This window comes from Synechococcus sp. RC10A2 (genome assembly GCF_047502605.1).
In genome coordinates, this window is sequence record NZ_JANSHP010000093.1 from 1 (window position 1) to 3,531 (window position 3,531).

Sequence of the window (3,531 nt, forward strand, 5' to 3'; positions counted from 1 at the left end):
ATATCAACGACCCCCATCATGGGTAAGCGACTAAAGTGGCTAGCGGGCTTTTCCGGCGCGCACTCAAGTGCGGGGCTACCAAGCTATCCTTTTGTGTCGGGAAGCAACCTGATCTTTTTTGGAGCGGCCATGAACGCGCGTCAACTGGCCCTCTTGGCTCTGCAGAAGATCGAGCGGCACAACGCCTATGCCGACGTGGTGCTAGAACACTTGTTGGCCCATAGCCGCCTGATCCCTGCCGACTGCCACCTGGTCAGCGAGTTGGTGTATGGGATTACCCGCCGTCGCCGCACCCTTGATGCCCTGATCGACTGCTTTGCCCGGCGCCCCGCCCACCAGCAACCGCTCGATTTGCGGCTGATTCTCTACCTTGGCTTCTACCAACTGGCTTTTCTGGATCACATCCCGCCCAGGGCCGCCATTCACACCAGCGTGGAGCTGGCCCGCCAGGTGGGCCTGGGATCCCTGACGGGGGTAGTCAACGGCATCTTGCGCGCCTACCAGCGGCAAGCGTTGGATGGGGCGGAAAAGGATCCCCTCAAGCCCTTGCAGGACACTCTGCCCACTGACCCGATTCAGGCCTTGGGGATCCGGCATAGCTTTCCCGATTGGCTGGTGCGCCTCTGGTGGGAGCGCCTGGGACCAGCCGAGACCGAGCAGTTGTGCGCCTGGTTCAACCAGCCGCCCCACCTGGATCTGCGGGTCAACCCGCTGCGGGCGGATGTGGACAAAGTCATCCAAGCCTTGGCAGAAGCGGGGATCCCTGCCTCACCCATCCCTGAGGTGCCGGGCGCCCTGCGCCTGGGACAACATGCCGGCGACATCACGGCCCTGCCCGGCTTTGCCCAAGGCTGGTGGAGCGTTCAGGATGCCAGCGCCCAGCAGGTGGTGCACTATCTGGATCCCCAGCCGGGAGAGCGAGTCATCGACTGCTGCGCCGCTCCGGGCGGCAAGACCACGCATATGGCCGAGCAGATGCAGGATCGCGGCGAGATCTGGGCCCTGGACCGCCATCCCCACCGCCTGCGCCGCCTAGAGGAAAATGTGCAGCGCTTGGGCTTGAGCTCGATCCGTCCCCTGGCCATCGACCTGCTCTCCCTGGACGCCGCTGCCGAACCTCCTGCACCCCTGCCCCCGTGGCAGAGCGCCGACCGAGTGTTGTTGGATGCCCCCTGCTCCGGCTTGGGCACCCTGCACCGCCACGCCGACGCCCGCTGGCGGCAAACCCCCGCCCAGATTCAAGAGCTGGCCCATCTGCAAGCTCAGCTTCTGCAGGTGGCAGCCCGGTGGCTCAAGCCGGGCGGACTGTTGGTGTACGCCACCTGCACCCTGCATCCTGCCGAAAACGAGGCAGTCATCCAGTCTTTTCTGAACCGGCATCCCCACTGGGCTGCCGAAGGGGATCCCCTGCTCATCTGGCCTCATCGCCAGGATCGGGATGGATTTTTTATCCAACGGTTGCGTCGCCGCGATTAAGCCTTCCCCGCCCCATCTCTCCTCTTCCTCCGCATGGCTTCTGAGCTGCTCACCAGCCCCAAAAACCCTTGGATCCGACAGTTGCGGCAGTTGCACCGCAGCAAAGGCCGGCGAGAGCAGGGCGCCTTCCTGGTCGAGGGATCCCACCTCCTCGAAGAGGCGCTGGGGGTCGGCTGGCCTCTGCGAGCTGTCTGCTACACCTTCGACTGGGCTGAGCGTCACCCCCGCTTGTTGGCCAGCCTGCCCAAGCATCTGCGGCGGCAGGCCGTCAGCTTGGAAGTGATGGCGGCCCTCTCTACGACCGAGTCTCCGGAAGGGGTTGTAGCTGTGGCCGTTAGCCGGCAAATCGCCTCCCCTCCCCCAGAGGCGCTGCGCCTGGGCTTGGTGGTCGAAACGCTGCAAGATCCAGGTAATTTGGGATCCCTGATCCGCGTCGTGGCGGCCACCGGAGCCGATGGCCTCTGGCTAAGCGCAGACAGCGTCGATCCGGAAAACCCCAAAGTCCTGCGGGCCTCCGCCGGCCAGTGGTTTCGCCGCCCGCCTCAGGTTCTCTCTGACTTGCCCGCCTGGATCCAGTCCTGTCGTCGCCAAGGGATCCAAGTTTTGGCCGCCACCCTCGCCCCTCTGGCCACCTGTTACTGGGATCACGACCTCACTCGGCCAACCCTTTTTCTCTTGGGCAACGAAGGGGCTGGCCTGCAGGAATCGACGATCCAACTGGCCGATGCCCAGGTGCGGATCCCGATGGCTGCTGGCGTCGAGTCCCTCAACGTGGCCATGACCGGGGGATTGCTGCTCTACGAAGCTTTGCGCCAGCAGCGAGCCCAGTTGAGAGGCACAGCTTGAAGAGCCGCCCTCGTTTCAAAACTCCTCATCTGCAAAGATGGGGGCCTCAACCTCTTCCTGCTCTCCCTCCTCTATCCCCCCCGGTCGGCTGGCAGAAACCGTTACCCCTGCAGAAAGTTTTTCCCGCACAGCCGCTTCCACCTCCGCCAGGATCTCCGGCTTTTCTTTCAGGTAAACGACCAGATTGTCTCTCCCTTGGGCCACATTTTCCTCTTTGTAGCTGTACCAGGAACCGCGTCGTTTGAGAATGCCCATCTCCTCGGCCAGATCGACAATGCAGCCGATGTTGGAGATGCCCTGGCCGAAGATGATGTCGAATTCTGCCCGCCGGAATGGGGGAGCAACTTTGTTTTTCACCACCTTGACCCGCGCCCGGATCCCGTATTCTTCAGCACCTTTCTTCAGAGTTTGCACGCGGCGAATATCCAGCCGCACCGACGCATAGAACTTGAGGGCATTGCCGCCAGTGGTGGTTTCCTGGGGGCCGTAGCCGATGCCGCCGATTTTGGAGCGCAACTGGTTGAGGAACAGAACAATTGACCCGGTTTTGCTGACGTTGCCGGCAATCTTGCGCAGCGCTTGGCTCATCAGGCGGGCCTGTAACCCCACATGGGCGTCTCCCATATCCCCCTCGATCTCGGCGCGGGGAACCAACGCTGCCACCGAGTCCACCACCACAATGTCCACAGCAGCAGAGCGCACCAGTTGATCGACAATCTCCAGGGCGGCCTCCCCCGTGTCCGGCTGGGAGATGAGCAGATTCTGGATATCTACCCCCAAAGCCGCCGCGTAGGCGGGATCCAGCGCGTGCTCGGCATCCACAAAAGCAGCCGTTCCCCCTCGTTTTTGCACCTCAGCGATGGCGTGCAGAGCAACCGAGGTTTTCCCAGAAGATTCCGGCCCGAAGACTTCGATGATTCGCCCCTTGGGGTAGCCACCGCCCATGGCCAAGTCGAGGGTGATAGCGCCGCTGGGTATGGTCTCCACCCGCATCTGGGCCGCATCTCCCAGGCGCATGATCGCCCCTTTGCCAAAATTGCGCTCGATCTGGCCCAACACCTGATCCAGAGCTTTGCGTTTCTCCGACTTCAACTTGTCCAAGTCGTCGCCGTTGTTCACGTCGGCAGCTTTGCGGGCCATAACCAGCACCCTCCCCCAGGAGTCGCGGTGGAAAATCAAGCCTGCATTCTAACATTGTCGCCTTGTTGC

3 protein-coding genes are annotated in these 3,531 nt (G+C 62.5%); 2 read left to right on the forward strand and 1 reads right to left on the reverse strand.

The features are described from left to right. Positions 1-129: 129 nt before the first annotated feature. Positions 130-1,476 carry a 16S rRNA (cytosine(967)-C(5))-methyltransferase gene (locus NW848_RS12625; protein ID WP_011429967.1) on the forward strand — a complete coding sequence of 449 codons (1,347 nt, stop codon included), beginning with the start codon at positions 130-132 and terminating at the stop codon, positions 1,474-1,476. 33 nt (positions 1,477-1,509) lie between these two features. Further along, the gene (locus tag NW848_RS12630) at positions 1,510-2,322 is read left to right on the forward strand and encodes a TrmH family RNA methyltransferase (protein WP_011429966.1); all 813 of its coding nucleotides are present in this window, start codon (positions 1,510-1,512) and stop codon (positions 2,320-2,322) included. A gap of 15 nt (positions 2,323-2,337) precedes the next feature. Here the strand turns inward: NW848_RS12630 and recA are convergent, their stop codons facing one another. After that, complete coding sequence (gene recA / locus NW848_RS12635) at positions 2,338-3,462, reverse strand: recombinase RecA (protein ID WP_099812230.1); 1,125 nt, start codon at positions 3,460-3,462, stop codon at positions 2,338-2,340. Between the last annotated feature and the right edge of the window lie 69 nt (positions 3,463-3,531).